The organism is Microbacterium indicum DSM 19969 (assembly GCF_000422385.1).
Taxonomy (GTDB): Bacteria; Actinomycetota; Actinomycetes; order Actinomycetales; family Microbacteriaceae; genus Microbacterium; species Microbacterium indicum.
In genome coordinates, this window is the sequence record NZ_AULR01000005.1 from 76,654 (window position 1) to 103,571 (window position 26,918).

The following is a 26,918-nucleotide window of genomic DNA, read 5'->3' on the forward strand; positions in this document are numbered from 1 at the left end:
CTCCGATTGTCTCAGGGGCGGGTGCGTCACTCGGCAAGGGCGTCAGCGAGGTTCTTCGCGTTGTCCTGCATCCAGCCGAAGAAGTCCTCGCCGTCCGGAAGCGTCTCGGTGAGCTCGATCACGGGCACGCCCGCCTCGTTCGCCGCGTCGATGACGGCCTCGGTCTCGGATCCGCCCGTCTGGGCGTTGGCGATCAGCACGCTGACGTCGCCGCCCGAGATCGCGTTCGTCGCGGCGAGGAGCGTCGCCGGCGCGACGTCCTGCCCCTCCTCGACGGCCTCCGAGAAGCCCTCGGTCGTGACGTCCTCGAGGCCGGCCTCCTCGGCGAAGTACGCGCCGACGGGCTCGGTGAAGAACGCGGTGTCGCCCGTGTGGTCGGCCGCGATGTCGGCGAGCGACGCCTCGAGCGCGTCGAGGTCGGACGTCACCTTCTCCGCGCCGGTCGCGACGGCGTCCGATCCGTCGGGGTTCAGCTCGTCGAGCTCGGTCTGCACCGCCGCGACGAGGCCCTCGACCGTGTGCGGGTCGTACCAGACGTGCTCGTTGAAGCCCTCGATGTGCTCGTGGTCGTGGTCGTGCTCGTCGGCGCTCTCGTCGTCGCCGTGATCGTGCTCGTCCTCGGCCGCGTCGGCACCCGGGTAGGTGCTGTTGTAGTCGACCGCGCTGATGACGTGGTCGACGCCGGCCGAGTCGATCATCTTGTCCATGAACGAGTCGTAGCCGCCGCCGTTCATGACCACGAGGTCGGCGTCGTCGACCGTGAGCTGGTCGCGGGCCGTCGCCTCGTAGTCGTGCGGGTCGGCCGACGCCGAGCTGATCACGGGCGTGACGGTCGCCGAGTCGCCGACGAGCTCCTGGAGGATCGACGCGTAGACGTTGGTCGAGGTGACGATCGTGAAGCCCGCGTCGCTCGCGGCGGCGTCGAAGCCGGAGTCGGCGGAGGATCCGCAGCCGGCCAGGATCAGGGCGGGCACGGCGAGGAGGGGTGCGACGATGAGCGCGCGTCGGTTCAGCATGCGAGCGACGCTACGCCTAACGAGAACCGTTATCAAATTCAGCGAGCGCTGTACAGAGGCCTCACGGATTCAGGATCCCCGAGATCTCCTCGAGCCCGTCGATCGCGGCCGTCGCGGCGGTGTCGGACGCGGTCGCCCCGCTCACGAGGTGGACGTCGCCGTCCGCGACCGCCGGAACCCCGGCCAGCGCCGCGCTCCGCAGCAGGCCGTCGAAGGGCGCGAGGCCGGCGCCCCGGAAGTCCTCGACGAGGATCACGTCGGGCGCGGCCGCGACGATCTGCTCCGGGTCGGCAGGCACGGCACCCGGACCCGCCCCGACGACGCGCCCGCCCGCCTGCTCGACGAGGTGCGACATCAGCGTTGTCTGGGGCTGGATCATCTGCTGCCCGCCGCGCGCCATGAGGAGGAGCACGGAGGGGCCGTCGCCGCCAGACGGCGCCGCCTGCTCGACGGCCGCGCGCCGCTCGTCGAAGTCGGCCAGGACCCGGGCGGCGGCGTCCTCCTCGCCGAGCGCGTCGCCGAGCACCGTCACCGCGTCGGCGATCCCGTCGAGCGTCTGGAACTCGGCCGAGTCGAACGCGATCGTCGGGACGCCCGTCCCCTCCAGGAGCGACGCCGCGTCCTGTTCGCCGTCGTGGCGCGCCGTCATGAGGACGAGGTCGGGCTCGAGCGCGAGGATCTGCTCGGGATCCGGAGACGTGCTGGTCTCGAGGACGGTCCCGACCTGCTCCGCGAGGTCGATCCGGTTGCCCGCGCCCTCCGTCACGCTGCCCGTCGACACCGCGACCAGGCGATCGGGCCCGCCGAGCTGCAGGGCGACGTCGCCCGTCTCGGTCGAGAGCGCGACGACGCGCTGCGGCGCCTCCGAGATCTCGACCGACGCGCCCTCGACGTCGACGGTCCGCGGCCATTCCGCCGCATGAGCGGCCGTGGGCACCGGCTCGCTCGCGGGCGCCTCGGCCCCGCACGCGGCGAGGCCGAGCGCGCCGGCCAGCGCCGTTCCGACGGCGAGGATGCGGGCGGGAGTGGATGTCATGGTTCTCTCTCTTTCTCAGGGGGGAGCGTGCCGAGGAGGGCGATCCGCAGACCGCCCGTCTCAGGGTCGGGGCGGACGCGCGCATCGACGCGGTACGCGCCCGCGAGCGTCTCGGGCGTGATGACCTCGGAGGGCCGGCCCGTCGCGACGACGGCGCCGTGCGCCACGACCGTGACGACGTCGCAGACGCGCGAGGCGAGCTCGAGGTCGTGGATGACGACCCCCACCCCGACGCCGGCCGCCGCGATGCGGCCGATGAGGCGGATGACCTCGAGCTGGTGGAACGGGTCGAGCGAGGCGAGCGGCTCGTCGAGGAGCAGGAAGCGGGGATCCTGCGCGATCGCCTTGGCGATGAACGCGAGGCGCCGCTGTCCGCCCGAGAGCGACCGCAGGCCGCGATCGCCGAGGTGCGCGAGCCCGACCCGCTCGAGGGCGTCGCGCACGCGGGCGGCGTCGACGGACGACGGCGGCGCCAGCGGCGGGCGGTGCGGGTAGCGGCCCATCATGACGAGCTCGCGCACCCGCAGGTCGTCGCCTCCCGAGGCGTCCTGCGGCAGCATCGCGCGGATTCGGGCGCGCGAGCGCGAGCGGATCGACCGCATGTCCCGGCCCCCGAACCGCACGACGCCCGAGGAGGGGAGGGTGACGGCGAGGGCGCGCAGGAGCGTCGACTTGCCCGCGCCGTTGGGTCCGACCACGCCGTGGACGCGTCCGGGGCGGATCTCGATCGAGGCGCCGCGGAGCACCAGCGCGCCGCCCCGGCGGACGTCGATCCCGCGGGCCTCGTAGACCTCCCCGCTCACGGCGCCGCCCGCCGGCGCAGCACGAGGAGCATAAGGACGGGGGCTCCGACGAACGCCGTCACGGCCCCGGTCTGGAGCGTCACGGGCTGGAAGGCGAGGCGCGCGACGATGTCGGCCAGCACGAGGAAGACCGCCCCGGCGGCCGCCGACAGCCCGAGCAGGCCGCGGTGATCCGATCCGACGACAAGCCGCACGAGGTGCGGGACGACGAGCCCCACGAACGAGATCACGCCGGTCACGCAGACCACGGACGCCGTCGCGAGCGCCGCGACGGCGAGCAGCGCGTGCCGCGTGGCCGACGTGCTCACGCCCGTGGAGGCGGCCTGCTCGTCTCCCAGCGCAAAGAGGTTGAGCGCGGGCCCCGACAGGCAGAGCACCGCCACGCAGACGACGGCGGGGCCCGCCGCGATCGCGACGTCCGACCACGTCCGCGCCGTGAGATCGCCGTTGAGCCAGAACATGACGCGCTGCACGTCGGCCGAGTCGGCCGCGTTCGCGAGCACGGCCGCGACGATCGCGCCGAGGAGGGCGTTGATCGCGATCCCCATGAGGACCAGCGTCGACGGCGCGCCCCCGGCCAGGCCCGCGATGACCTGGACCGCGACGGTCGCCAGGAGCGCACCGACGAAGGCGAACGCGGGGAGAGCCCACCACGCCGTCGTCGCCGCGCCCAGCACGATCGCGACGACCGCCCCGACCGCGGCGCCGCTCGAGACGCCGACGATCCCCGGCTCGGCGAGCGGGTTGCGGAACAGCGCCTGCATGACGACGCCGCAGACCGCGAGCGCGGCCCCCGCGAGCGCCGCGACGAGCACGCGCGGGAGCCGGACCGTCGCGATCAGGGCGTCGGACCCGCCCGCCGGCGCACCCGCGGCGAAGGCGGCGATCGCGTGCGCGACGTCGGGGAGCGGCGTCGCGACGGGGCCCAGCGAGATCCCGGCGAGCATCACGGCCGCGAGGGCCGCCGCGGCGATCGCCGCCGTGAGCAGTCGCCGGGGCGCGCTCAACCCTGGCGGCCCTTGAAGCGCGGGTTGAGCTTGTTGATGACGTAGACGCGGCCACGGCGGCGCACGACCTGCGCGCCCGGCATCTTCTTGAGCGACTTGAGCGAGTTGCGGACCTTCATGGATCCTCCTTAGTGAGAATGGTTTTCAGTAATGTACCGTAGGTCGGCATGACCCCCACCAACCTGATCGCCGTCGTCGGAACGTGCGCGCCCGAGCGGGCGCAGTACGCCGGGCGGCTCGCCGCGCGCACGGGCCTCGCGCACCTCCCCCTCGCCCGGCTCGCGATGTCGCCCGACCCGATCGACGAGGCGGAGGCCCTCGCCCCCTGGTCGCACGAGCAGGGCGGCGCCGTCGCCGAGCTGCCTCCCGCGATCGCGCCGACCGCGATCATCGGGCGGTACGCGCGCGCCGACTCCCCCGTGCGCCTCATCGGGCTCGTCTGCGTCGTCGACGCGGCGCACCTCATCTCCGACCTCGCCCGCGACGACTACCTCACGGTGTGGGGATCCGACGGCGAGCGCATGCACCGCGCCCGCGCCCTCGCGACCGCGACCCAGATCGAGTACGCGACGACCGTCGTGCTCGCCAACTGGGAGTCGCTCGCGACGCCCGACCTCTCGACCGTGCTCGCGATCGTCAGCGCCCTCGGCCCGACGGCACGGATCCGCCTCGACCCGTCGCCGTACCCCGCCGTCGAGCTCGCGACCCCCATCACGCAGGTGCAGGATCGCCCCGGCTGGATCGGCCTCCTCAACGACGACCACGAGCCGCACATGACCGATCGCCGCGTCAGCGCCTTCCGCTACGAGGCGGCGCGGCCCTTCCACCCCGCGCGGCTCGAGGCGCTGCTCGACGACCGGGTCGAGCCCGGCGACTTCGGCACCGTGCTGCGCTCGGCGGGGTTCTGCCGCCTCGCCACCCGGCCCGGGACCGTCGCCCACTGGGAGCACGTCGGGTCGATGCTCTCGCTGCCGCCGCTCTCGGACGACGGCGACATCGGCGACGACGAGGAGCTGCTCGCGGCGGGCCAGGACATCGCCTTCTTCGGGCTCGACCTCGACCGCCCCGCCCTCGTGCGCGCGCTCGACGCCGCGTGCCTCACCGACGCCGAGTTCGCCGCCGGCCCCGACGCGTGGCGGTCATACGAGGATCCGTTCCCGGCGTGGGAGCGCGCGTAGGGGCTACGTCAGGAGGGCGCGGAAGTCGGCTGTCGTCAGGGCCGAGGGGGCGAGGTCGTCGGACCCGCCCAGCACGCCGTCGAACAGGCGGCGCTTGCGCTGCTGCAGCTCGCGCACCTTCTGCTCGATCGTGCCCGCCGCGATGAGCCGGTACACCATGACGGGGCGCTCCTGCCCGATGCGATGGGTACGGTCGACCGCCTGCTCCTCGGCCGCGGGGTTCCACCACGGATCGAGCAGCACGACGTAGTCGGCCTCGGTGAGAGTCAGGCCGACGCCGCCCGCCTTGAGCGAGATGAAGAACGCGGGGATCTCGCCCGACCGGAAGCGATCGATCATCGCGGCCCGACGGCGCTGCGTCGTGGATCCGTCGAGGTGCGCGTAGCGGATGCCCATCTCGTCGGCGACGCCCGCGGCCATGCCGAGGAACTCGGCGAACTGGCTGAACACGAGCACGCGATGCCCGTCGGCGACGACCTCGCCGAGCAGCCGGGCGAGCGCGTCGAGCTTCGCCGAGGGTGCGTCGACGCCCGCGAACGACGGGTCGAGGGCGTGGCGGCGGAGCGTCGTCAGCGAGGCGAGGATCTGGATCCTGTTGCGGTCGACGTCGTCCAGCAGGCCGAGGAGCTTCTGCTGCTCGCGCCGGAACCGCTTCTCGTAGGCCCGCTGGTGCGCGGGGTCGAGCGGGATCTCGAGGACCTGCTCGCTCTTCTCGGGGAGCTCGGGCGCGACCCGCTCCTTCGTGCGGCGCAGGAGGAAGGGGCGGATCCGGCGCCGCAGCTCGGCGAGCCGCCGCCCGTCGCCCTCGCGCTCGATCGCGCGCTGGTAGCCCTCGCGGAACCGCGACCGCGTGCCGAGGAGGCCGGGCGCCGCCAGCGTCACGAGCGCGAAGAGCTCCATGAGGTCGTTCTCCATCGGCGTGCCCGTGACGACGAAGGTCGACGGCGCCTCGAGGAGCCGCGCCGCCGCGTAGCCGCGCGACTGCGTGTTCTTGACCTGCTGCGCCTCGTCGAGCACGAGGATGCGGAAGCCCAGGCGCCGGAACTCCTCGGCGTCGATGCGGAAGATCGCGTAGCTCGTGATGAGGAGCGTCGCGTCGCCCGCGGCCTCGGCGAGCGGGGCTCCGCGCTTCGCCGTCGTCTCGGCGATCGCGCGGGCGCCGAGGCCCGGCGCGAACCGCTCGGCCTCGGCAGCCCAGTGCCCCACGACGCTCGTGGGCGTCACGACGAGGAAGCGCTCCCCCGGCTCGTCGACGCGGGCCTGGTCGAGCGCCGCGAGCATCTGCACCGTCTTGCCGAGGCCCATGTCGTCGGCCAGCACGCCGCCGAGGCGGTGGCGGCGCAGGAAGTCGAGCCACGAGAAGCCGTCGCGCTGGTAGCCGCGGAGCTCGGCGCGGAACGACGCCGGCGGGTCCGCGCGCTCGATCCGGTCGTCGCCGAGCGCGGCGAGCGCCTCGAACCACGCGCTCTCCTGACGCGCGATGACGCCGATCTCGGCGAGCTCCTGCCAGAGGTCGAGGTCGTACCTGCCGATGCGGACCGTCTCGCTCGTCGGGTCGTCGAGCGCGCGCGCCTGGGCGAGGATGTCGCGCAGCCGCGCGAACGCCGGCGCGACGAGCGGGAACACCGTGCCGCTCATGAGCGTGAAGTAGGTGCGGCCCTGCGCGAGCGCCGTGAGGAGATCGGCGTTCGGAACGGGCTCGCCCTGGATCGTGACGACGATCCTGAGCTCGAACCAGTCGCGGCCGCCCGGGTCGACGCCGACCCGGACCACGGGATCCTCGGTCGCGAACGCGTAGGCGGGGACCTCGTCGTGCAGCTCGACCGACAGGTCGCCGATACCGCGGAGCGCCGGCAGCACCTCGGCGAGGAACTCGACCGTCTCGTCGGGGCCCAGGTCGCGCGCGGGGTGGATGAGGTCGCGCGGGCCGCGGCCGAGGAGGTGCGCGAAGCGGCCGGCCGCCTCGTCGACGGCCGCCATGATCTCGCGCTCGGCGCGGCGGTGCGGGCGGGCGCCGGGCGGATACTCCCACTCCCAGTAGAGGTGCGCGACGGGCGCCGCGTGCCGCACCGCGAGCACGAGCCTCGGGCGCGGGGCGGGCGGGATCTCGAACGACCCGTCGCGCGACGCGAGGGGCGCGATCTCGCGCAGGCCCGGCAGGTAGTCGTGCACGAAGTCGGCGACGCGGGCGGCGGGGATCGAGAGGTGGTCGGCGCGGTGCAGCGCGTCGAACTCGGCGCTCACGGGCTCGGCGAGCGGCACGAGCAGGTCGATTCCCCCGCGCTCTCCCCCCGTCTGGGCGACCGCGACGGTCGGCGCCCCGAGCGGGTACCGCCGGCCCTCGGCCGGGGACTCGGGGATCGCGATGACGGGCTCGACCCGCAGACGCCCGCGCGCCATGCGCAGGTCGATCGACGCGGTGCCCGCGATCTCGGAGACCGCGACGGGGGCGTCGCCGTCGCCGAGGAAGATCACGCCGGCGTCGTGCGCGTCGCGCAGCGCGCCCCACAGGCCGCGCGAGGGGACGGCGTCGAGGCGCACCCAGTCGGGGGCTCCCCACCCGCCGCCGTACTGCGTGCGGTAGCCGCCGCGGGGGCGCAGCCGCTCGGTCGACGCCGCGAAGTTCTCGCGCGAGAGGTGCAGCGCGAGGACGTCCTCGAGGGCGCGCCACCGTGGATCCTCGCTGCCGCTGTCCACGATGTCGCGCCACGTGAGGGCCGAGCGCACCCACGCGCCGCGGGCCCCGCGCACGAGCGGGCGGATCGCGACGCCGTCGCCCGGGGGATCGCCGGCCTCGCTCCCGCGCACGCTGAACAACAGGGCGATGTCGCCCGGCGGGTCGGCGTCTGACGCGGGGGCGTCGCGATCGAGCACCCCGCGCAGCGCGCGCTCCCACGGTTCCAGCATGCTCACAACGCTAGGGCCCGGGTCCGACAGGCGACGCCGCGCGTCAGTCGAGCAGCAGCGCCGGCTCCTCGAGGACCGCGGCGATGTCGGCGAGGAAGCGGCTGATCTTGTCGCCGTCGACGATGCGGTGGTCGAAGGATCCCGACACCGTGGTCACCCACGCGGGGCGGACCTCGCCCTCGACGACCCAGGGCTTCTGCCGGATCGCGCCCATCGCGATGATGCCGGCCTCGCCCGGGTTGATGATCGGGGTCCCCGCGTCCATCCCGAACACGCCGATGTTCGTGATCGTGATCGTGCCGCCCGCCATCTCCGCGGGAGTCGTCCTGCCGTCGCGCGCCGTGCGCGTGAGCGACTGCAGCGCGAGGGCCAGCTCGCGCACCGACATGTCCTGCGCGTCCTTGATGTTCGGCACGATGAGGCCGCGCGGGGTCGCCGCGGCGATGCCGAGGTTCACGTAGTTGCGGATCTGGATCTCGGCACCCTGCTCGGTCTCGATCCACGCCGAGTTGACCTCGGGCGTGCGCTGCACGGCCCAGAGGACGGCCTTCGCGTAGACGAGGAGCGGCGAGACGCGGATGTCGGCGAACTGCGGCTGCTTCTTGAGGCGCGCGACGAACTCCATCGTGCGGGTCGCGTCGACGTCGGTCCACACCGAGACGTGCGGGGCCGTGTACGCGGATCCCGAGACCGCGTTCGCGGTCGCCTTGCGGACGCCCTTCACGGGGATCGCGTCGTAGCGGTCGTCGAGCGGGCGCGGCGAGAGGGGCTTGCGGACCTCGCGCTCGGCGGGCCACTCGGGCGTCTGCAGGTTGCGGAAGACCGACGCCTGCTCGGCGTGCTTCACGACGTCGTCGCGCGTGACCTCGCCCGAGGGGCCCGTCCCGGCGACGTCGGCGAGCGCGACGCCGAGGTCGCGGGCGAGCTTGCGCACGGGGGGCTTCGCGATCACGCCGACCGACGAGACGACCGCCGCGTCGTGCGAGGGCCGGCGCGTGCGGCGGGTCTTGGCCTCGCCGCCCGAGCCGTAGCCGACGAGGACGTCGCTCTTCTTCTCGGCGGCGGGGCTCGCGGGGGCGGGCTCCGCGGGGGCCGGATCCACGGGCGCGGCCGGCGCCTCCGGGGCGGGCGCGGGGGCCTCGGCAGAGGCGGTGTCGACCGTCAGGATCGGGGATCCGACGTCAACGGTGTCGCCCTCCTTCACGAGGAGCTCGCCGACGACGCCGTCGATCGGGGCGGGCAGCTCGACGACGCTCTTCGCCGTCTCGATGTCGGCGATCGTGTCGTTGACCGACACGCGGTCGCCGGGCTTCACGTGCCACTCGACGAGCTCGGCCTCGGTCAGGCCCTCGCCCACGTCGGGAAGGTTCACGGTGTCCATGCGGAGATCCTCTCTCGGGTGTCCGGAGATCAGAAGGCCAGGGCGCGGTCGACGGCCTCGAGCACGCGGTCGGCGTCGGGCAGGAAGAGGCCCTCGAGCTTGGCGGGCGGGAACGGGACGTCGAAGCCGCTCACTCGGAGGACGGGCGCCTCGAGCGAGTAGAACGCGCGCTCCGTGACGGTCGCGGCGATCTCGCCGCCGAGGCCCAGGTGGCCCGGCGCCTCCTGCGCCCACACCATGCGGCCCGTCTTGCGCGCCGACTCCACGAGGGGCGCGTAGTCGACGGGCGAGATCGAGCGCAGGTCGATGACCTCGCAGCTCGTGCCCTCGCCCTCGGCGATCGCGGCCGCCTGCAGGAGGACCGAGACCATGGCGCCGTGGCCCACGAGGGTCACGTCGGATCCCTCGCGCACGACTCGCGACGCATGCAGGTCGAGCCCGCGCTCGTCGGTCTGGACCTCGCCCTTCTGCCAGTAGCGGCTCTTGGGCTCCATGAAGATCACGGGGTCGTCCGAGGCGATCGCGTCCTGGATCATCCAGTACGCGTCGTTCGGCGTCGAAGGGCTCACGACGCGCAGGCCCGGCGTGTGGGCGAAGTACGCCTCCGGGCTCTCCTGGTGGTGCTCGACGGCGCCGATGTGGCCGCCGTAGGGGATCCGGATCACGACGGGCATCGACAGGGATCCCTCGTGCCGGTTCGTGAGCTTCGCGAGCTGCGTCGTGATCTGGTCGAACGCCGGGAACACGAAGCCGTCGAACTGGATCTCGACGACGGGGCGGAAGCCGGCCATCGCGAGCCCGATCGCGGATCCGACGATCCCCGCCTCGGCGAGCGGGGTGTCGAGGACCCGGTTCGCGCCGAAGTCGCGCTTGAGGTGCTCGGTGACGCGGAAGACGCCGCCGAGCTCGCCGATGTCCTCGCCCATGAGGAGGACGCGGTCGCTCTCCTCCATCGCGCGGCGGAGGCCGGCGTTCATCGCCTTGCCGAAGGTCATCGTGGTGGGGTTCACTTCGCGTCTCCCTCGAACGAGGCCTCGTAGCTCCGGAGCCACTGCGCCTGCTCGGCCATGACCGGGTGATCCTCGGAGTACACGTGGGCGAACATGCTCTCGGGCAGCGGATCCGCGAGCTGCGCGATGCGCGTGCGGGTGTCGGCCGCGAGCGCGTCGCCCTCGGCGTCGACGTCGGCGAAGAAGCGCTCCGAGGCGCCGCGGGCCGCGAGGAAGGCGCGCATGCGGGCGATCGGATCGCGCCGCGCCCACTCCGCCTCCTCGTCCTTCGTGCGGTACTTGGTCGGGTCGTCGCTCGTCGTGTGGGCGCCCATGCGGTAGGTCACGGCCTCGATCGCGCGGGGGCCGCCGCCCGTGCGCGCCTCGTCGAGGAGCATGCGCGAAACGGCATATGACGCGAGCACGTCGTTGCCGTCGACCTGGACGGAGGGGATCCCGTAGCCCGCGGAGCGCTCGACGAGCGGCGCCTTCGCCTGCGTCGAGACGGGGACCGAGATCGCCCACTGGTTGTTCTGCAGGAAGAAGAGCTCGGGGGTGCCGTAGGACGCGGCGAAGACCATCGCCTCGTGGACGTCGCCCTCGCTCGCGGCGCCGTCACCGTAGTAGACGACGACGGCCTCGTCGGTCTCGACGTCGCCCGTGCCCGACTTCCCGTCGAACTTCAGCCCCATGGCGTAGCCCGTCGCGTGCGGCACCTGCGTGCCGAGGACGAGCGTGTAGAGGCGCGTGTTGCCGTTCTTCGGGTCGCTCGGATCCCATCCGCCGTGCGAGGCGCCGCGCATGAGCTTGATGATGTCGATGAGGTCTACGCCGCGGATCTTCGCCACGACGTGCTCGCGGTACGACGGGAAGATCGTGTCCTGCGGGCGGGCGGCGCGGGCGGATCCGACCTGCGCCGCCTCCTGCCCCCACGACGGCGGCCACAGGGCGAGCTGGCCCTGCCGCTGCAGCAGGGTCGCCTGCCGGTCGAAGGCACGGATCACAGCCATGTCGCGGTACATCTGCTCGAGCGCGGCGTCGTCGAGATCGTCGACGAGGGCGCGGTATCGCTCCGCCTCGGGAGTGGGAGCGAACGAGCCGTCTGGTTCCAGGAAGCGAACGGTCACCGTAGGAGCCTATGCGGCCCGGCTGTCCGCCGTCCGACGACACGGCCCACAACGGATCGGCGGATCATGTGGGGGAACCCGACAGGCGCATGCCGCCCCCCGCATGCCCGCGACTCTCCTTTTCTCCGTGTTTTCCCCACGCCAGGCGTGGGGAAAACACGGAGAAAAGGAGAGTTCTGGGGGGTCAGCGGGTGAGGCGGGCCCTCGTGAGCTGCTCGGCGAGGCCCGTGTAGGTCGCCGGGGTGAGCGCCTTCAGGCGGTCCTTCGCCTCGTCCGCGAGGTTCAGGCCGTCGACGAACTCCGCGAGGTCGGTCGCGCCGATGCGGTGGCCGCGCGTCAGGTCCTTGAGCAGCGCGTACGGGTCGGAGATGTCGCTGCGGCCCGCGACCACCTCGGCGCGAATCACCGTCTGGATCGCTTCGGCGAGCACCTCCCAGTTGCCGTCGAGGTCGGCGAGCAGCGCCTCGCGGTCGAGCGAGATCTGGTCGAGCCCGGCCGACAGGTTCGTGAGCGCGAGGAGCGAGTGGCCGAGCGCGACGCCGATGTTGCGCTGCGTCGTCGAGTCGGTCAGGTCGCGCTGCATGCGCGAGGTCACGAGCGTCTGGCCGAGCGTCTGCAGCAGCCCGCCCGCGATCTCGAAGTTGGCCTCGGCGTTCTCGAACCGGATGGGGTTGATCTTGTGCGGCATCGTCGACGAGCCCGTCGCGCCCGCGACCGGGATCTGCGTGAAGTAGCCGAGCGAGATGTACGTCCACACGTCCTGCGCGAGGTTGTGCAGGATCGCGCCCCCGTGGCGCACGTGGTCGTAGAGCTCGGCCTGCCAGTCGTGCGACTCGATCTGCGTCGTGAACGGGTTGAACGACAGCCCCAGGCCCTCGATGAACTCGCGCGTGAGGTTGGGCCACGCGAGCTGGGGCTCGGCGGCGAGGTGCGCCGACCAGGTGCCCGTCGCGCCCGAGAACTTCGCGAGGTACTCGGTCTGCTCGATGCGGGCGAGCACGCGCTCGGCGCGCCACACGAAGACGCCGAGCTCCTTGCCCATCGTCGTGGGCGTCGCGGGCTGGCCGTGCGTGCGCGCGAGCATGGGCGCGTCGGCGAGGTCGAGCGACGTCGCGCGCAGCTTCTCGACCACCTGGCGGAACGCCGGCAGCCACACCTCGGTCACGGCGCGCCTGACCGTGAGCGCGTACGACGCCGAGTTGATGTCCTCGCTCGTGCACGCGAAGTGCGTGAGCTCGGCGATCGCGTCGAGGCCCAGCTGCGAGAGCCTGTCGCGCACGAGGTACTCGACGGCCTTGACGTCGTGGCGCGTCACCGCCTCCTTCGCGGCGAGCCAGTCGATCTCCTCCTGGCCGAAGTTCAGGTAGGCGAGCCGCAGCGCGTCCTTCTTCTCCTGCGGCAGCGGCTCGGTCCCGAAGATCCTGTGGTCGGTGAGGTGCAGGATCCACTCCACCTCCACCTCGACCCGGGCGCGGTTGAGGCCGGCCTCGGACAGGTACTCGGCGAGCGGGGCGACGGCGGGCTGGTAGCGGCCGTCGAGGGGGCTCAGGGGCTGGGTGGGCAGTGCGCTCACGCGGCACCTCCGGATCGATCAGGCAGGTTTGCCCCCTCAGCCTACGGCGTGTCGGACGCCGGGTCAGCGCGTCCACAGGGGCCTCCTCCTCCGGGTTATCTGAGGATCCGGCGCCCGGGTCGCGCGGCGGATCCGCGGATGTTGCGAGGGTTGCCCCATGGATCCCGAACTCGCACGGCGCGCCGCGACGCTGCTGGAGTGGGCCGCGTCCGACGCGGGCGTCGCCTCCCGCGCGGCGCAGGACGCCGCCGACGCGCTCACGGCCGCGGTCGCCGGCATGGACTGGCGCTCCGCCGCGGGCGACGCCTTCCGCGCGAAGGCCGCCGCCTTCGCGGCGGAGGCGCAGGACATCGCGGATCTCGCGGGCGCCGACGCCGAGGCACTCGCCGCGCGTGCGGCCGAGCTGGCGGCGTCATGAGCGTCGCCGTCACGTCCGGATCGGTCGTCGCGGTCGACCCCGACTCGCTGCGCGGCGCCGCCCGCGTCCTGCGGCCCGCCGTCTCGGACGCGATGTCGGCGGGCGCCGCGTCGGCGCGGCAGGACGGGTGGGTCGCCGAGGCGCAGCCCGAGGCGAGCGCCGGCTGGCTGCCGCTCTCCTACGGCGGCGCGGCGCGGGCGTACGCGCTCCGCGACGGGATCGCCGAGCTCGTCGCGGGGCTCGCGCACGCGGCCGACGCGTACGAGCTCGTCGAGCTCGAGACCACGCGCCTGATGGGCGGGGGATCAGCGGCGGACGCCGCCCGGTGGGACGAGATCGCGGCGCGCGACCCCGAGGCGGCCGCCGAGGCCTCGCGCCTCCTCGGCGCCTGGAGGGTGTTCGGCGGGGCCGAGCTCGCCCCGCACTGGAGAGACGTCGCCGGCGTCGACGCGGGGATCTGGTTCCTCGCCTCACTGCGGACCGTGCGGTGGGCGGCGTCGCTCGGGAAGGGATCCCTCGGCGCCGGCGCGCGCGAGGACGCCTGGCTCCGGGCGCACCCCGACCGCGTCCGCATGGAGATGACGCCGACGACGTTCGCGTCGCGGCCCGCGTCGTCGGCGGCCGACGCGATCCGGCGGATCCCTACGGGCGAGGGCGGCGGCGGAGACGAACCGGGCTCGCGGCCGCAGGACCGCGTGCGCGTCGACCGGATCACGATGGCCGACGGATCCGAGCGCTTCGCCGTCTACGTCTCGGGCTCGCGCGAGTCGCCGCTCGACACGAGCGACGTGCTCAGCTGGAAGAACAATCTCGCGCTCTGGACGAGCGAGGGCGACGCCCCGGGCTACGAGTTCGTCGTCGACGCCCTGCACCGAGCGGGCGCGACCTCGGCCTCGCCCGTCGACGCGTACGGGTTCTCGCAGGGCGCGATGATCGCGCAGCGGCTCGCGCGCGACGACGCGTTCGCGGTCGACCGCGTCACGACGATCGGGGCACCCTCGCGGATCCCCGCCCCGGACGGGACCACCTCGCTGACCTTCGCGTACGACGACGATCCCGTCGCGGGGCTGTCCGACGGCGGATCCCCCGCGCCCCTCGGCGGCCCGGGCAGCGCCCTCGTGCGCGGCGTGCACGACCCCGCGAACCGCGGGATCCTCGAGCTCGACGCGAGCGCGCACCGCGTCGCGGCGTACGCCGACCTCGCCGAGGAGTTCGCGGCCTCGCACGACGAGCTGGCCGACGAGGCACAGGCGTTCTACGACGGGCTCGCGGGCGCCGTGTCGGTCGAGAGCACCGTCTTCGAGGCGCCCGAGTACGACCCCGAGAGCACCGAGATCCTCGCGCCGGGCGACGGGCCGCCCGCGCTCTGGGCTACCGCCGCTTCTTCGCCTGAGGCCTGAGGATGATGCCGAAGATCCAGTTGATGACGCTCAAGAGGATGCCCGCGAGCACCGCGGGCCAGAACGCCCCCGTGCCGAGGCCCCAGTCCCACCCGCCCGTGATCCAGGCCGTGACGATCAGCAGGATGCCGTTGAGCAGCAGCGACGCGAGGCCCAGGGTCAGGACGAAGATCGGGAAGGCGAGGACCTTGATGACGGTCCCGATGATCGAGTTGACGAGCCCGAAGAGCGCGCCGAGCACGAGGAGCGTGAGGACGAGCTGCAGGTCGCGGCCCGGGGCGAAGGGCGTGATCGAGATCTGCAGCAGGGGGATCAGCGAGAGCACCCAGAGGGCGAAGCCGTTGACGACGGAGCGGATGACGAAACCCATGGGGCGAGTGTCCCATCGACTCGGGGCCGCGGCACTGGGGATGACCCGAATAGGATCTGAAGATGGTCTCCGACGAACCCGTCCTCCCCCGCCTGCGCCCCGAGATCGCGGCGCTCCCGCCCTACCGCCAGGGGAAGGCCGCGTCGGCCTCCGGCTTCAAGCTGTCGAGCAACGAGAACCCGTTCGACCCGCTGCCCGGCGTCGTCGAGGCGGTGCACGGGGCGAGCGCGCTCAACCGCTACCCCGACGCCACGGCGGCGCGCCTCCGCGCCGCGCTCGGCGAGCGGTACGGGGTCGCGAGCGACGAGGTCGTCATCGGAAGCGGCAGCGTCTCGCTCCTCGCGGCGTTCATCCAGGCCGCCGCGTCGGTCGGCGACGAGGTCGTCTACGCGTGGCGCTCGTTCGAGGCCTACCCGAGCCTCATCCTCGTCAGCGGCGCGACGAGCGTGCAGGTCCCGGGCCGGGCCGACGGCCGCCACGACCTCGACGCCATGGCGGCGGCCGTGACGGATCGGACCCGCGTCGTCATCGTCTGCTCCCCCAACAACCCCACGGGGCCGATCGTCACGTCCGAGGAGTTCGAGGCGTTCGTCGCGCGGATCCCGTCCGACGTCCTGATCCTCCTCGACGAGGCGTACACCGAGTTCGTCACCGACGAGGGAGCCGTCAGCGGCCTCGAGGAGCGGGTCTTCGAGCGGCACCCCAACGTCGTCGTCCTGCGCACCTTCTCGAAGGCCTACGGCCTCGCGGCCCTCCGCGTCGGCTACGCGATCGGCCACGCGCGCGTGCTCGACGGCGCGCGATCGACGCAGATCCCGCTCTCGGTCACGGCGCAGGCCGAGGAGGCGGCCCTCGCGAGCCTCGGCCACGAGGATCAGCTGCGCGAGCGCGTGGCCCACATCGTCGAGCGCCGGGGCCGCCTCGTCGCTGGCCTGCGCGAGCTGGGGCTCGCGGTGCCCGACAGCGAGTCGAACTTCGTCTGGATCCCCACGACGGATCCCGCGGTCGCCGAGGCCTTCATGTCGGCCGACGTGGTCGTGCGCCCCTTCCCCGAGGGCGTGCGCATCTCGGTCGGCGAGGAGGAGTCGCTCGAGCGGATCTTCGCGATCGCGCGCACGATCGCGTCCTGACGCCCCGGGCGGGGCGCCGGCGGCTCACTCCTCGTCGGAGGGCTTCTTCGCCGCCTTCTCCTCGTCGTCGCGGAGGAGGACGGGCTTGTCGGGCGCCGTCGTGACGTCCTTCGGATCGATCGCGAGCAGCAGGAGCGCCACGCCCAGCAGGACGACGATGAACACGATGCCGGCGACGATGCCCGCGAAGCGCCAGGCCGCCTGCACGGTGCCGGCGCCGAGGTCGGTGAACGCGCCCATCGACATCGCGACGACGAAGCCCGCGAAGAGCGCCGCGACGAGCGCGAGGCCCACGAGCTGCATCGGCTTCATGAGTTCGCGGCGTGCGGAGGGCTTCTTCTTGCTCATGACTGCTCTTTCGAAAGCTGTGCGGGTGCGGGCGACAGGGCCCCGATGGCGAGGTACACGCCGACGAGGGCGGCCCAGCCGCCGAAGATGCCGACGCCGATGATCGTGCCGGTCAGGGTGAACGAGCGGCCCGCGTCCTCGATGAAGTAGTCGAGCGCGTACTGCGGCTCGACGATCAGCGAGACGACGGCGAGCAGCAGCGTCAGGCCCCCGACGACAGCCATCTCGGCCGCGCCAGCGGTGCCGCGGCGGCGGATCCCCGGGACGAGCTCGACGAGGCCGGACGCGATGGCCCAGCCGAGCAGCAGGACGTGGAAGCGCACCCCCGCGTCGCCCAGCGGGACGACGGCGAGGACGGCGGTCGCGAGGTGGACCGCGGCGAGGACCCAGCGGCGCCCCGCGAGCAGCACGACGCCCGTCGCGGCCGCGAAGAGCGCGAGCACGAGGAGGCTGAAGGATCCGTCGCGCTCCTGGACGAACGTGATCACGAGGGCCGCGGCGATCGCCACGACGGCTCGCGCGATCAGCACGGCCCGCGTCGCGCGGGTGCTGAAGGTGCGTGGGGGCATGGCGGTTCCAGAAGCTCTCTCGGGGGTCGTCCCCATCCTAGGAGCCCCGTTGCTGGGAGCCGTTCAGAGAGCGCGCGTCATGAAGTACGACTCGGGGCTCGCGGGGTAGCGCCCGAACGGCCCCGTCTCGGCGAAGCCCTCGCTCGCGTAGAGGTGGCGTGCGGCGGCGAACGCGTCGGAGGTCCCCGTCTCGAGCCAGAGGTTCGCGTACCCGCGCGAGCGCGCCTCGGCGATCGCGCGGCGCAGGATGGCGCGGCCCACGCCGCGCCCGAGGAACGCCGCCGCGGTGCGGAACGACTTGAGCTCGCCGTCGCCGCCCAGGCCCGCGAGCCCGCCGACGCCCGCGAGCGCGCCGTCCTCCCACGCCGAGAACAGGGTCACGCCCTCGCGCGTCAGGGCGTCGACGTCGTAGGCGTAGACGAACTCGGCGCTCTCGGCGCCGCTGTGCATCTCGGCGACGTGCGATGCCACGAGCTCGCGGGTCGCGGGGGAGGTCAGGTCGTCGATGCGGATCTCGAGGGTCACGAGAACCTATTATCGTCAGGCGACGCTGTGATCCGGCTTCCTGCGCGCCCAGCGAGCGGGCGTATCGGGGCCGTCCCAGACGAGGACGATGCCCCACAGGACGGCGGCGAGCGGCACCGCGAGGATCGCTCCGAGGATCCCGGAGAGGACCGTGCCGATCGTCAGGGCGACGAGGATCACGAGGGCGTGCAGCTGGAGCGCGCGGCCCATGAGGACGGGCTGCAGCAGGTTGCCCTCGAGCTGGTTCACGACGACGACGATCGCGACGATGATGACGGCCGTCCAGATCCCGCCGTCGACGAGGCCGACGAGCGCCGCGAGGATCCCCGCGAGCGTCGCGCCCACGATGGGGATGAACGCGAGCACGAAGACCACGAGCATGAGCGGGAACCACAGCGGAACCTGCAGGATCACGAGGCCGATGCCGATGCCGATCGCGTCGACCGCCGCGACGGCCGCAGTGCCGCGCACGTAGGCGCCGATGGTGCCCACCGTCTTGTCGCCGATGCGGCGCATGCGCTCGTAGTTCTCGCCGCGGAAGGGGCGCAGGAGGAAAGCCCAGATCAGGGGGCCATCCTTGAGGAAGAAGAACAGCACGACGACCATGAGTACGAGGCCCGTGACGAAGTTCGCGACGGCGCCGCCGACCGCGACGGCGCCCGAGCTGAGCGTCGACCCGAGCGACGACGACGACAGGAAGCTCTGGATCTGGCCCCAGATCTCGTCGAGCGCAGACTGGTCGTGCACGATCGGCAGCGTGTTGACCCAGTCGATAACCTGGGCGACGCCCGTCGCGGCGCTGTCGTAGAGCTCGGACCACTGCCCGATGATCGAGGCGACCATCGCGTAGACGACGCCGCCGAGGATCAGGACGATCGCGACGAGCACAATGACGGTCGCGAGCGCGTTGGGCATCGCGCGGCGCAGGCGCTTCATGATCGGCTCGAACGCCGACGCGAAGATCAGGGCGAGGATCACGGGGATCACGACGACCGTGATCGAGCGCGCCGCCCAGATCACGCCGACCGCGAGGATCACGACCGCGATGATCTGGATCGAGCGCGTCGCGAGGCGGCCCATGGTGTCGCGCCACAGCTCCGACGGGTGCGGCGCCTCGGCGGGCGCCGCGGGGCGCGGGGCCTGGCGGGCCTCGGGGGTGGGCGAGGGGCGTCGTCCGAACAGCATGGGGATCCTTCCGTGCGGTGCGCGTCACCCTATCCTGCCCCACGCGGGCCGCGCGGCGGGGCGCCGTGCCGCTAGCGTGTGGGCAAGCGCTTTCCCCGCGCCGCATCCGAGCCGAAGGAGCCTCATGCCGATCCGCGTCGCCGTCGTCGGAGCGGGAGCCATCTCCCGCGAACAGCACCTGCCGAGCCTCGCCGCGCTCGGCGACCGCGTCGAGGTCGTCGGGATCGCCGACGTCGCCCCCGACGCCGCGCGCGCCCTCGCCGACACGTGGGGCGTCGCGCGCTCGTACGGAGACGCCCGCAAGATGATCGCGGCCGAGCGCCCCGACCTCGTGACGCTCGCGACGCCGCCCATCGCGCACCGCGGCGACGCGATCGCGGCCCTCGAGGCCGGCGCGTGGGTCCTCTCGGAGAAGCCCCCGACGCTCTCGCTCGCCGAGTACGACGAGGTCGCCGCGCACGAGCGGGAGGGCGGCCCGTACGCGGCCTACATCTTCCAGCACCGCTTCGGATCCGCCGCCGTGCGGCTGCGCGAGCTCGTCGCCGACGGATCGCTCGGCCGGCCGCTCGTCGCGCTGTGCGACACCCTCTGGTTCCGCGACCCCTCCTACTTCGCGGTGCCGTGGCGCGGGAAGTGGGCGACGGAGGGCGGCGGCCCGACGATGGGCCACGGCGTGCACCAGATGGACATGCTGCTCTCGCTCCTCGGCGACTGGACCGACGTGTCGGCGCAGATGTCGACGCTCGCCCGCGACACCGAGGCCGAGGACGTCTCGCTCGCGCACGTGCGCTTCGCGAACGGCGCCCTGTGCTCGGTCGTGAACAGCCTGCTGTCGCCGCGCGAGACGAGCCGCGTGCGGATCGACTTCGAGCGCGCGAGCGTCGAGGTCGAGCACCTCTACGGATACGACAACGCGCACTGGACGTGGACGCCGGCGCCCGGTGTCCCGCTCGAGGAGGCCGCGACGTGGGCCCCGGTCGACGACGTGCCGAGCTCTTCCCACGCGCCCGTCTTCGCGCACGTCGTCGCGTGCATGGAGCGCGGCGAGCGCCCCGTGACCTCGGGGGCGGGAGGGCGCCGCGTCATGGAGCTCGCGGCGGGCATGTACGCCTCGGCGCTCTCGGGCCGCGCCGTCGCCCACGACGAGCTCGCGCCGGGCACCCCGTTCCACGCCGCGATGGCGGGGCCGGATCCCCGCGCCGCGACCGCGCGGATCCACGCCGGCACGATCCGGGGCGGGAAAGTCGCGGATCCGCACTTGTGAAACGTTTCGGGTCTGCGTTAGCGTGCGAATCGGCAAGCGCTTTCCCTGGCGCACCTCGGGCCACACCGCAAAGACGCAGTAAGGACCAGCGATGAAGCGATCCACGAAACTCTCCCTCCTCTCGACCGCCGTTCTCGGCGCGACGGCGCTCGTGCTCTCGGGCTGCGCCGGCGGAACGGCGGCCGAGGAGTACGACCCCGACGAGCAGGTCTCGATCACCTTCACCTGGTGGGGCAACGACGACCGCGCCCAGCGCTACAACGACCTCATCGACCGGTTCAACGAGGAGTACCCGAACATCGAGGTGAAGGGATCCTTCACCGACTTCGCGGGGTACTGGACGCAGCGCCAGACCGAGGCGGCGGGCGGCGGCCTGCCCGACGTCATGCAGTTCGACTACTCCTACCTGCGCCAGTACGCCGAGAACGGCCTCATCACCGACCTCTCCTCCTTCGAGGACGTCGACACCTCCGCGATCTCCGACAGCCTCCTCGGAACGGGCCAGCTCGACGGCACTCAGTACGGCCTGCCGCTCGGCTACAGCACCTGGGCCACGTTCCTCAACGACGACCTCCTCGCGGAGTACGGCGTCGAGCCCTATGCGGGCGGCACCTCGTACGAGGACTACTCGGCGTGGATGGCCGACGCGACCGAGAAGTCGGGCGGCGCGGTCTTCGGCGGCACCGACTACTCGCAGCGCATCCAGAACTTCGAGATGATGCTGCGCGCCGGCGGCGGGAACCTCTTCACCGAGGACGGCGAGCTCGGCTTCGACGAGGACCAGCTGCGCGAGTTCTGGAACCTCGGCGCCGCCGACATCGAGTCGGGCGCCGTCGTCCCGCAGCAGCAGCTCGCCGAGATCGACCCGATCTCGGGGTTCGGCGCGAACCTCACCGAGAGCGAGCTCAGCTGGAGCAACTTCATCGCGAGCTACCTCGCCGACTCGGGAGCCTCGAGCGTCACGATGGCGGCCCCGCCGACCTTCGAGGACGGATCGCAGGACCTCTACCAGCAGGCGGGCCTGCAGATGGTCGTCTCCTCGCAGAGCGAGCACCCGACGGCCGCCGCGATCTTCCTCGACTACGTCGTGAACAGCCCCGAGGCGGGCGAGATCTTCGGCACCTCGCTCGGCTTCCCGGCCTCCGAGACCAAGCTCGCGGGCGCGACGCTCGAGGGGCCCGACCAGCAGGTCGCCGACTTCCTCGACTCGGTGTCCGACCGCATCGGCGACGCCCCCGCGCTGCCCGTCAACGGGTACGGATCCATCGAGCAGACCTTCTGGGACCTCGGCAAGGAGATCGGCCTCGGCACGACGAGCGTCGACGACGCCGTCAGCCGGTTCTTCAGCGAGGCCGACGTCGTCCTGAGCGCCAACAGCTGACCCGACGATGACGACGACGACGGAGACGAGAGCGGTCACCACCGCGAAGGCGGTGCGTCGCCCCCAGCCGGTCGATGCGCCGCCCGCGCGGGCCGAGCTCAAGAAGAAGAACCTGCGCGAGACGCTCGGCGGGTACGCGTTCCTCGCGCCGTGGCTCGTGGGGTTCCTCGGCCTCACGCTCGGCCCGATGATCTACTCGCTGTACCTGTCGTTCACCTCGTACAACCTGTTCACACCGCCGAAGTGGATCGGGCTCGACAACTTCGTGCGCATGTTCACGGACGACCCGGTGTTCATCCAGTCGGCGACGATCACGCTCGTCTACGTGCTCGTCGGGACGCCGATCAAGCTCGCCGCGTCGCTCGCCGTCGCGATGCTGCTCAACTACCGCGACCGCGGATCCGCGTTCTTCCGCTCGGCGTTCTACGCCCCGAGCCTCATCGGGGCGTCGGTGTCGGTCGCGATCGTGTGGCGCGCGATGTTCACGACCGACGGCCCCGTCGACAGCGGCCTGCAGCTGTTCGGGATCCACCTGGGCGGCTGGGTCGGCAACGTCGGCCTCGTGCTCCCGATGATGATCCTCCTCGCCGTGTGGCAGTTCGGATCGACGATGATCATCTTCCTCGCGGGCCTCAAGCAGGTCCCGAAGGAGCTCTACGAGGCCGCCGAGGTCGACGGCGCCGGGTCGTGGCGCCGGTTCCGCACCGTGACGCTGCCGATGCTCTCACCGACGATCTTCTTCAACCTGGTCCTCGAGCTCATCGGCGCGTTCCAGGTGTTCGCGTCGGCGTACATCATCTCCAACGGCCAGGGCGGCCCCGCCGGCATGACCAACTTCCTCACGGTGTACCTGTACCGCCGCGGATTCTCCGACGGGCAGATGGGCTACGCCTCGGCGATCGGCTGGGCGATCATGATCGTCGTCGCGATCCTCGCCGTGATCCTGTTCCGCACCCAGAAGTCGTGGGTGCACTACTCGGGAGAAGACCGATGACCGCAACAGCCCTCATCACGACCGGCCGGCCCGCGCCGCGGCGCCGCGTCAAGCGCCGCACCTGGCAGACGGTCGTCTGGTTCGTCGTCCTCATCGCCATCACGTGCGTCGTGCTCTACCCGCTCGTCTGGCTCCTGCTCTCGACCTTCAAGCCCAACGCCGAGTTCGGGCAGAACCAGGGCCTCCTGCCCCAGAGCCCGACGATCCAGAACTACCTGACCGTGATGGAGGGCATCGGCGGGGTCCCGATGTGGCGCTTCTTCGCCAACTCGCTGATCCTCGCGGTCGGGGCCGTCGTCGGCACCGTGATCTCGTCGTCGCTCGCCGCCTACGCCTTCGCGCGCATGCGCTTCCGCGGCGTCGGCGTCCTCTTCACCTGCATGATCGGAACGCTGCTCCTGCCGTTCCACGTCGTGATCATCCCGCAGTACATCTGGTTCAACCAGCTCGGCCTCGTCGACACCTTCGTGCCGCTGATCCTGCCGAAGTTCCTCGCGACCGAGGCGTTCTTCGTGTTCCTCGCGGTGCAGTTCATCCGCGGGATCCCGCGCGACATGGACGAGGCGGCGCGGATCGACGGCGCGGGCCACTTCCGGATCTTCCTGCAGATCATCGTGCCGCTCATCAAGCCCGCGCTCGTGACCTGCGCGATCTTCGCGTTCATCTGGTCGTGGAACGACTTCATGGGCCCGCTGCTCTACCTCAACAGCCCCGAGAACTATCCGCTCCCGATCGCGCTGCAGCTCTACAACGACCAGACCTCGGCGAGCGACTACGGCGCGACCGTGACCGCCTCGTTCGTCGCCCTCGTCCCCGTGCTGCTGTTCTTCGTGATCTTCCAGCGCTTCCTCGTCGACGGGGTCGCGACGCAGGGGCTCAAGGGATGAGCGCCTCCCGCGCGCGCCGCCGCGCCGCCGCGAGCGGCACGGGCCCGACGGCCGACGCCCCCGCCGCCAACCCGGGGGCGACCGCCTGGTTCGCCCTGCTCGGCGAGGTGTTGCTCACGGGGATCGGCGTGACGGTCGCCTCGCTCCCTCTCGTGACGCTGCCGGCCGCGCTCGCGGCGGGGCACCGGCACCTGCGCCGGTACGTGCGGGCCGAGGGCTCGTCGTTCGGCGCCGCGTGGCGCGACTTCGCGCGCGCCCTCCCCGGCGGGATCCTCGTCGGCGCCGGCGCGCTCGCGCTCGCGGCCGTCCTGGCGGTCGACATCGCGTTCGCGGGATCGGGCGCACTGCCGGGCGGATCCGCGTTCGTCGTCGCCGGCTGGGCCGTCGCCGTCGCCGCGGCGGGCGCCCTCCTCGTCGCGGCGGGGCTCTGGGATCCGTCGTCCGGCTGGCGGGGCGCCCTCCGCGCGCTGCCCGCGGCCGTGACCTCCGACCTCGCGGGCGCCGCGTACGTCGCGCTCGCGGGCGGCCTCGTGCTGCTCGCGACGTGGATGTTCGCGCCGCTCCTCGTCCCGGCGCTCGGCTGCGCGTCGCTCGCGTCGGTCGCGGCCCCCGCGCGCCCGCGGAGGCGCTGATGCTCTACGGCGCCGACTACAACCCCGACCAGTGGCCCGAGGAGGTCTGGGACGACGACGTCGCGCGCATGCGCGAGGCGGGCGTCACGACCGTGAGCCTCGGGATCTTCGCCTGGTCGCGCCTGCAGCCGGGCCCCGACGAGTGGGACTTCGGCTGGCTCGACCGCGTCATCGACCTGCTCCACGCGGGCGGGATCGGCGTCAACCTCGCGACCGCGACGGCCTCGCCGCCGCCGTGGGTCACGGTGCGGCACCCCGACGTGCTCGCGGCCGACGAGAACGGGGCGCCGTACTGGCACGGATCCCGGCAGCATCACTCGCCGTCGTCGCCGACCTACAGGAGGCTCGCCGCCGAGCTCGTCCGGCGCATCGCCGAGCGCTACGCGCACCACCCCGCCGTCGTCATGTGGCACGTCGACAACGAGCTCGGCTGCCACCTGCCCGTCGAGTACGGCGACAGCGCGCGCGACGCCTTCCGCGCCTGGCTGCGCGAGAGGTACGGCACCGTCGCCGCGCTCGACGCCGCCTGGGGAGCCGACTTCTGGTCGCAGCGGTACGGCTCGTTCGACGAGGTCTTCCCGCCGCGGAAGGCGCCGTACAGCCGCAACCCCGCGCAGGTCCTCGACTACCGGCGCTTCATGTCCGACACGTGGCTGTCGCTCTTCCGGATGCAGGCCGACATCATCCGCGCGGCGGGCGCGACCCAGCCGATCTCGACGAACATGATGGGGCCGTTCCCGCACGCCGACTACGCGTCGTGGGCCCCGCACATCGACGTCATCACGGACGACTGCTACCCGGATCCGTCGAGCCCGACGCGGGTGCGCGACATCGCGTTCCAGCGCGACCTCGTGCGCTCGCTCAAGCGCGGGACGCCGTGGCTGCTCATGGAGCAGGCGACCGACGCCGTGAACTGGCGGCCGACGAACCCGTCGAAGCGCGACGGGCAGCTGGCGGCCGAGACGGCGCAGGCGATCGGGCGCGGCGCCGACGGCGTCTTCTTCTTCCAGTGGCGCCAGTCGCGGGCGGGGAGCGAGAAGTTCCACTCGGCGATGCTCCCGCACGCGGGCACCCGCACGCGGACGTGGGAGTCGGTCGTCGAGCTGGGATCCGCACTCGCCGCCCTTCCCGAGCTGCCCGCCCCCTCGGACTCCCCCGTCGCGCTCGTGTTCGACTGGGAGAACTGGTGGGCGGTCGAGGGGGCCGACCACCCCGGCACGGTCGACTACCTCGGCGTCGTGCGCGCTTGGTACGGCGCGCTGCACCGGCGCGGGGTGATGGTCGACGTCGTCCGTCCCGAGGACGTCGACGGGAGGTACCGCCTGGCGATCGCGCCGTTCCTGTACCTGATGCGCGACCCGGGGGTGGCTGCCCTCCGCGCGTTCGCCGCGGAGGGCGGGGTCCTCGCGGCCGGGCCCTTCACCGACGTCGTCGACGAGAGCGACCGCTTCCGCGACGGCGGGTTCCTCACGCAGCTCGGACCGATCCTCGGCGTCGCGTTCGAGGACTTCCGCCCGCTCCTCCCGCCGACGCTCGGCGACGCCGCGGCGCGGGCCGGCGCGGCGTCCGTCGCGGCGGCGTCGCCCGCGGAGGAGGCCGCCGTGGCGTTCGGATCCGCCGAGTTCGCCGGCACCTTCTTCGCCGAGGCGCTCTTCGCCGACGACGCGGCCGTCCTCGCGACCTTCGCCTCGGGGCCCTCCGCCGGGCGGCCCGCGATCACGCGGCGAGCGCACGGATCCGGATCGGCCTGGTACCTCGCGACGCAGCCCGACGAGCGGGGCCTCGACCTCGTCGTCGCGCGGCTCCTCGCCGAGTCGGGCGCCGAGTCGGTGCTCGGGATCGCCCCTCCGCCCGGCGTCGAGCTCGCCCAGCGCGGCGATCTCGTGACGATCATCAACCACGGCGAGGGCGAGGCGCGGATCCCCGAGCTCGGCCTCGCCCTCGGCCCGCAGGAGCACGCCTACGTGCGGCAGGATGGGGCGGCATGACGATCACCGAGCAGATCCTCGACGGGCCCCACGGGCCCCTGCGGGTGCGGCTGTATCCGGCGAACGGCGACACGGCGATCGTGTGGGCGCACGGCGGCGGGTTCGCGTACGGCGACATCGACATGGACGAGGCCGACGCGGTCGCGCGGGCGTTCGCCGAGCGCGGGTTCCCGACGGCGTCGGTCGACTACCGCCTCGCCTCCGCGATCCCGGGCGACAGGTGGCCGGCCGCGGGCGAGCCCCGCGGCATCCGCGCGCCCGTCCCGGCCGAGGAGGTCGCCTTCGTCGTCGGGTGGGCGCGCTCGCTCGCGTCGCGCGTCGCGGTCGGCGGCGCGAGCGCGGGAGGCAACATCGCGGTCGGCGCGACGCTCTCGCTCATCGGCGCGGGCTCCGCGCCGCCCGATCGCGTGATCCTCGCCTACCCGACGCTGCACGCGGCGCAGCCGCCGACGCCGCCCGCGCTCGCGGCGCGGATCGCCGAGCGCGGGCTCGCGGATCAGTTCTCGCCCGCGGTCGTGCGCGACATGTACGCGAACTACCTCGGCGGATCCGAGCCCACCGTCGTCGCCGTCCCGGGAACCGCGGGCCCCGACGACCTCGCGGGCTTCCCGCCGACGACGATCGTCGCGTCGGAGACCGACGAGCTGCAGGTCTCGGGCGCGGCCTTCGCGGGATCCCTCGCGAACGCGGGCGTCGACGTGTCGTTCGCGGTGATCCCCGGCACGACCCACGGCCATCTCAACCGCCCGGAGGACGGCGGCTTCGAGGAATCGATCGCCGCGCTGGCGGCGGGGCTCGGGGCGTAGCGCG

Annotated in this window: 26 protein-coding genes; 11 read left to right on the forward strand and 15 right to left on the reverse strand. The window is 72.8% G+C overall.

Annotated features, from left to right (window positions below):
* Positions 1-26: 26 nt before the first annotated feature.
* From H576_RS0107540 to ykgO, 5 genes are all read right to left on the reverse strand, one after another.
* The gene (locus tag H576_RS0107540; protein ID WP_036319913.1) at positions 27-1,016 is read right to left on the reverse strand and encodes a metal ABC transporter solute-binding protein, Zn/Mn family; all 990 of its coding nucleotides are present in this window, start codon (positions 1,014-1,016) and stop codon (positions 27-29) included.
* A gap of 61 nt (positions 1,017-1,077) precedes the next feature.
* Entirely contained in the window at positions 1,078-2,052 is a 975-nt protein-coding gene (locus H576_RS0107545) for an ABC transporter substrate-binding protein (protein WP_029150430.1), read from the reverse strand.
* On the reverse strand, positions 2,049-2,855 hold the full coding sequence (locus H576_RS0107550) for an ABC transporter ATP-binding protein (RefSeq protein WP_084502561.1): 807 nt from the start codon (positions 2,853-2,855) through the stop codon (positions 2,049-2,051). The genes H576_RS0107545 and H576_RS0107550 overlap by 4 nt, the downstream gene beginning before the upstream one ends.
* On the reverse strand, positions 2,852-3,862 hold the full coding sequence (locus tag H576_RS14835; protein WP_036319916.1) for a FecCD family ABC transporter permease: 1,011 nt from the start codon (positions 3,860-3,862) through the stop codon (positions 2,852-2,854). The genes H576_RS0107550 and H576_RS14835 overlap by 4 nt, the downstream gene beginning before the upstream one ends.
* Positions 3,859-3,981 carry a type B 50S ribosomal protein L36 gene (ykgO, locus tag H576_RS0107560; RefSeq protein WP_029150432.1) on the reverse strand — a complete coding sequence of 41 codons (123 nt, stop codon included), beginning with the start codon at positions 3,979-3,981 and terminating at the stop codon, positions 3,859-3,861. The genes H576_RS14835 and ykgO overlap by 4 nt, the downstream gene beginning before the upstream one ends.
* Before the next feature lie 48 nt (positions 3,982-4,029).
* Here ykgO and H576_RS0107565 point away from each other — a divergent pair, with 48 nt between their 5' ends.
* Entirely contained in the window at positions 4,030-5,040 is a 1,011-nt protein-coding gene (locus H576_RS0107565; protein ID WP_029150433.1) for a GTP-binding protein, read from the forward strand.
* A 3-nt stretch (positions 5,041-5,043) separates the two neighbouring features.
* Here the strand turns inward: H576_RS0107565 and H576_RS14840 are convergent, their stop codons facing one another.
* The 5 genes from H576_RS14840 to purB form a co-directional block, all read right to left on the reverse strand.
* A complete protein-coding gene (locus H576_RS14840) occupies positions 5,044-7,947 on the reverse strand; it encodes a DEAD/DEAH box helicase (RefSeq protein ID WP_051172389.1) in 2,904 nt (967 codons plus the stop codon).
* Between the two features lie 43 nt (positions 7,948-7,990).
* The gene (locus H576_RS0107575) at positions 7,991-9,328 is read right to left on the reverse strand and encodes a dihydrolipoamide acetyltransferase family protein (protein WP_029150434.1); all 1,338 of its coding nucleotides are present in this window, start codon (positions 9,326-9,328) and stop codon (positions 7,991-7,993) included.
* 29 nt (positions 9,329-9,357) lie between these two features.
* The gene (locus H576_RS0107580) at positions 9,358-10,323 is read right to left on the reverse strand and encodes an alpha-ketoacid dehydrogenase subunit beta (RefSeq protein ID WP_029150435.1); all 966 of its coding nucleotides are present in this window, start codon (positions 10,321-10,323) and stop codon (positions 9,358-9,360) included.
* Positions 10,324-10,334: 11 nt separating this feature from the next.
* Positions 10,335-11,444, reverse strand: a complete 1,110-nt coding sequence (locus tag H576_RS0107585; RefSeq protein WP_029150436.1) for a thiamine pyrophosphate-dependent dehydrogenase E1 component subunit alpha — start codon at positions 11,442-11,444, stop codon at positions 10,335-10,337.
* A 184-nt stretch (positions 11,445-11,628) separates the two neighbouring features.
* On the reverse strand, positions 11,629-13,017 hold the full coding sequence (gene purB / locus H576_RS0107590; protein ID WP_029150437.1) for an adenylosuccinate lyase: 1,389 nt from the start codon (positions 13,015-13,017) through the stop codon (positions 11,629-11,631).
* 157 nt (positions 13,018-13,174) lie between these two features.
* Here purB and H576_RS16695 point away from each other — a divergent pair, with 157 nt between their 5' ends.
* Both H576_RS16695 and H576_RS0107600 read left to right on the forward strand, forming a co-directional pair.
* Positions 13,175-13,435 (forward strand): hypothetical protein, encoded by a 261-nt coding sequence (locus H576_RS16695; RefSeq protein WP_029150438.1) that lies wholly within the window; start codon positions 13,175-13,177, stop codon positions 13,433-13,435.
* Positions 13,432-14,835 carry a hypothetical protein gene (locus tag H576_RS0107600; protein WP_029150439.1) on the forward strand — a complete coding sequence of 468 codons (1,404 nt, stop codon included), beginning with the start codon at positions 13,432-13,434 and terminating at the stop codon, positions 14,833-14,835. The genes H576_RS16695 and H576_RS0107600 overlap by 4 nt, the downstream gene beginning before the upstream one ends.
* On the opposite strand, the gene H576_RS0107605 is transcribed toward H576_RS0107600, so the two are convergent.
* Positions 14,807-15,205 carry a phage holin family protein gene (locus H576_RS0107605; protein WP_029150440.1) on the reverse strand — a complete coding sequence of 133 codons (399 nt, stop codon included), beginning with the start codon at positions 15,203-15,205 and terminating at the stop codon, positions 14,807-14,809. The genes H576_RS0107600 and H576_RS0107605 overlap by 29 nt on opposite strands.
* Before the next feature lie 62 nt (positions 15,206-15,267).
* Between H576_RS0107605 and H576_RS0107610 the strand changes: the two genes are divergently transcribed.
* Positions 15,268-16,335, forward strand: coding sequence for a histidinol-phosphate transaminase (locus H576_RS0107610; protein WP_036319919.1), 1,068 nt, complete (start codon positions 15,268-15,270; stop codon positions 16,333-16,335).
* A 24-nt stretch (positions 16,336-16,359) separates the two neighbouring features.
* Here H576_RS0107610 and H576_RS0107615 read toward each other — a convergent pair whose 3' ends face one another.
* The 4 genes from H576_RS0107615 to H576_RS0107630 form a co-directional block, all read right to left on the reverse strand.
* The gene (locus tag H576_RS0107615) at positions 16,360-16,683 is read right to left on the reverse strand and encodes a hypothetical protein (RefSeq protein WP_029150442.1); all 324 of its coding nucleotides are present in this window, start codon (positions 16,681-16,683) and stop codon (positions 16,360-16,362) included.
* Positions 16,680-17,252 (reverse strand): hypothetical protein, encoded by a 573-nt coding sequence (locus tag H576_RS0107620; RefSeq protein WP_029150443.1) that lies wholly within the window; start codon positions 17,250-17,252, stop codon positions 16,680-16,682. The genes H576_RS0107615 and H576_RS0107620 overlap by 4 nt, the downstream gene beginning before the upstream one ends.
* A gap of 63 nt (positions 17,253-17,315) precedes the next feature.
* The gene (locus H576_RS0107625) at positions 17,316-17,777 is read right to left on the reverse strand and encodes a GNAT family N-acetyltransferase (RefSeq protein WP_029150444.1); all 462 of its coding nucleotides are present in this window, start codon (positions 17,775-17,777) and stop codon (positions 17,316-17,318) included.
* A gap of 15 nt (positions 17,778-17,792) precedes the next feature.
* Positions 17,793-18,962 carry an AI-2E family transporter gene (locus H576_RS0107630; RefSeq protein ID WP_036319921.1) on the reverse strand — a complete coding sequence of 390 codons (1,170 nt, stop codon included), beginning with the start codon at positions 18,960-18,962 and terminating at the stop codon, positions 17,793-17,795.
* A 124-nt stretch (positions 18,963-19,086) separates the two neighbouring features.
* Here H576_RS0107630 and H576_RS14845 point away from each other — a divergent pair, with 124 nt between their 5' ends.
* From H576_RS14845 to H576_RS14855, 7 genes are all read left to right on the forward strand, one after another.
* Positions 19,087-20,226, forward strand: coding sequence for a Gfo/Idh/MocA family protein (locus tag H576_RS14845; protein WP_051172391.1), 1,140 nt, complete (start codon positions 19,087-19,089; stop codon positions 20,224-20,226).
* A 91-nt stretch (positions 20,227-20,317) separates the two neighbouring features.
* Positions 20,318-21,607, forward strand: a complete 1,290-nt coding sequence (locus tag H576_RS0107640) for an ABC transporter substrate-binding protein (RefSeq protein WP_029150446.1) — start codon at positions 20,318-20,320, stop codon at positions 21,605-21,607.
* A 7-nt stretch (positions 21,608-21,614) separates the two neighbouring features.
* Positions 21,615-22,601: a carbohydrate ABC transporter permease gene (locus H576_RS0107645; protein ID WP_084502563.1), complete on the forward strand. Its 987-nt coding sequence runs from the start codon at positions 21,615-21,617 to the stop codon at positions 22,599-22,601.
* Positions 22,598-23,488 carry a carbohydrate ABC transporter permease gene (locus tag H576_RS0107650; protein ID WP_029150448.1) on the forward strand — a complete coding sequence of 297 codons (891 nt, stop codon included), beginning with the start codon at positions 22,598-22,600 and terminating at the stop codon, positions 23,486-23,488. Before H576_RS0107645 ends, H576_RS0107650 begins: the two co-directional genes overlap by 4 nt.
* Positions 23,485-24,120 (forward strand): hypothetical protein, encoded by a 636-nt coding sequence (locus H576_RS0107655; protein ID WP_029150449.1) that lies wholly within the window; start codon positions 23,485-23,487, stop codon positions 24,118-24,120. The genes H576_RS0107650 and H576_RS0107655 overlap by 4 nt, the downstream gene beginning before the upstream one ends.
* A complete protein-coding gene (locus H576_RS14850) occupies positions 24,120-26,108 on the forward strand; it encodes a beta-galactosidase (RefSeq protein WP_051172393.1) in 1,989 nt (662 codons plus the stop codon). Before H576_RS0107655 ends, H576_RS14850 begins: the two co-directional genes overlap by 1 nt.
* Positions 26,105-26,914, forward strand: coding sequence for an alpha/beta hydrolase fold domain-containing protein (locus H576_RS14855; RefSeq protein WP_051172394.1), 810 nt, complete (start codon positions 26,105-26,107; stop codon positions 26,912-26,914). Before H576_RS14850 ends, H576_RS14855 begins: the two co-directional genes overlap by 4 nt.
* Positions 26,915-26,918 lie beyond the last annotated feature (4 nt).

Bases quoted from the DNA above. Each gene is read 5' to 3' on its own strand.
- H576_RS0107540 (WP_036319913.1), bottom strand. From the start codon at position 1,016: ATGCTGAACCGACGCGCGCTCATCGTCGCACCCCTCCTCGCCGTGCCC.
- H576_RS0107545 (WP_029150430.1), bottom strand. From the start codon at position 2,052: ATGACATCCACTCCCGCCCGCATCCTCGCCGTCGGAACGGCGCTGGCC.
- ykgO (WP_029150432.1), bottom strand. From the start codon at position 3,981: ATGAAGGTCCGCAACTCGCTCAAGTCGCTCAAGAAGATGCCGGGCGCG.
- H576_RS0107565 (WP_029150433.1), top strand. From the start codon at position 4,030: ATGACCCCCACCAACCTGATCGCCGTCGTCGGAACGTGCGCGCCCGAG.
- H576_RS14840 (WP_051172389.1), bottom strand. From the start codon at position 7,947: ATGCTGGAACCGTGGGAGCGCGCGCTGCGCGGGGTGCTCGATCGCGAC.
- H576_RS0107575 (WP_029150434.1), bottom strand. From the start codon at position 9,328: ATGGACACCGTGAACCTTCCCGACGTGGGCGAGGGCCTGACCGAGGCC.
- H576_RS0107580 (WP_029150435.1), bottom strand. From the start codon at position 10,323: ATGACCTTCGGCAAGGCGATGAACGCCGGCCTCCGCCGCGCGATGGAG.
- H576_RS16695 (WP_029150438.1), top strand. From the start codon at position 13,175: ATGGATCCCGAACTCGCACGGCGCGCCGCGACGCTGCTGGAGTGGGCC.
- H576_RS0107600 (WP_029150439.1), top strand. From the start codon at position 13,432: ATGAGCGTCGCCGTCACGTCCGGATCGGTCGTCGCGGTCGACCCCGAC.
- H576_RS0107605 (WP_029150440.1), bottom strand. From the start codon at position 15,205: ATGGGTTTCGTCATCCGCTCCGTCGTCAACGGCTTCGCCCTCTGGGTG.
- H576_RS0107610 (WP_036319919.1), top strand. From the start codon at position 15,268: ATGGTCTCCGACGAACCCGTCCTCCCCCGCCTGCGCCCCGAGATCGCG.
- H576_RS0107615 (WP_029150442.1), bottom strand. From the start codon at position 16,683: ATGAGCAAGAAGAAGCCCTCCGCACGCCGCGAACTCATGAAGCCGATG.
- H576_RS0107620 (WP_029150443.1), bottom strand. From the start codon at position 17,252: ATGCCCCCACGCACCTTCAGCACCCGCGCGACGCGGGCCGTGCTGATC.
- H576_RS0107630 (WP_036319921.1), bottom strand. From the start codon at position 18,962: ATGCTGTTCGGACGACGCCCCTCGCCCACCCCCGAGGCCCGCCAGGCC.
- H576_RS14845 (WP_051172391.1), top strand. From the start codon at position 19,087: ATGCCGATCCGCGTCGCCGTCGTCGGAGCGGGAGCCATCTCCCGCGAA.
- H576_RS0107640 (WP_029150446.1), top strand. From the start codon at position 20,318: ATGAAGCGATCCACGAAACTCTCCCTCCTCTCGACCGCCGTTCTCGGC.
- H576_RS0107645 (WP_084502563.1), top strand. From the start codon at position 21,615: ATGACGACGACGACGGAGACGAGAGCGGTCACCACCGCGAAGGCGGTG.
- H576_RS0107650 (WP_029150448.1), top strand. From the start codon at position 22,598: ATGACCGCAACAGCCCTCATCACGACCGGCCGGCCCGCGCCGCGGCGC.
- H576_RS0107655 (WP_029150449.1), top strand. From the start codon at position 23,485: ATGAGCGCCTCCCGCGCGCGCCGCCGCGCCGCCGCGAGCGGCACGGGC.
- H576_RS14850 (WP_051172393.1), top strand. From the start codon at position 24,120: ATGCTCTACGGCGCCGACTACAACCCCGACCAGTGGCCCGAGGAGGTC.
- H576_RS14855 (WP_051172394.1), top strand. From the start codon at position 26,105: ATGACGATCACCGAGCAGATCCTCGACGGGCCCCACGGGCCCCTGCGG.